This window comes from Armatimonadota bacterium, from assembly GCA_025059775.1.
In the GTDB taxonomy this organism is placed as follows: domain Bacteria; phylum Sysuimicrobiota; class Sysuimicrobiia; order Sysuimicrobiales; family Sysuimicrobiaceae; genus Sysuimicrobium.
This window is the reverse complement of record JANXCW010000055.1, coordinates 1-509: the sequence shown is the minus strand read 5'-3', so window position 1 is coordinate 509 and position 509 is coordinate 1. Positions and strand designations below refer to the sequence as shown.

Sequence of the window (509 nt, the reverse complement as noted above, 5' to 3'; positions counted from 1 at the left end):
AGCACTCCCTGGGCACCCTGTATGCTCTCCGCTATGAGCGCAGCGGGGAGGAGGCCCACGCCCGACGGGCCGAGGAAAATTTTACCAGTGCCCTGGAAGTCCGCCGCCGCGAGACCGCTCCGTCCGATTGGGCAATGACCCAGCACTCCCTGGGCACCCTGTTCTATCGCCGCTATGAGCGCAGCGGGGAGGAGGCCCACGCCCGACGGGCCGAGGAACATTTTACCCGCGCCCTGGAGGAATACCGCCGCGAGACCGCTCCGTCCCAATGGGCGACGGTTCAGCACTCCCTGGGTAACCTGTTTCTGAGCCGCTATGAGCGCAGCGGGGAGGAGGCCCACGCCCGACGGGCCGAGGAACATTTTACCCGCGCCCTGGAGAAATACCGCCGCGAGACCGCTCCGTTTCAGTGGGCGACGGTTCAGCACGCCCTGGGCACCCTGTTCTATCGCCGCTATGAGCGCAGCGGGGAGGAGGCCCACGCCCGACGGGCCGAGGAACATTTTACC

Annotated in this window: 1 protein-coding gene; it reads left to right on the top strand. The window is 66.8% G+C overall.

Annotated features, from left to right (window positions below):
• A partial coding sequence (locus N0A24_12330) for a hypothetical protein (GenBank protein ID MCS7174121.1) occupies window positions 1-509 on the top strand: 509 nt, incomplete at both ends.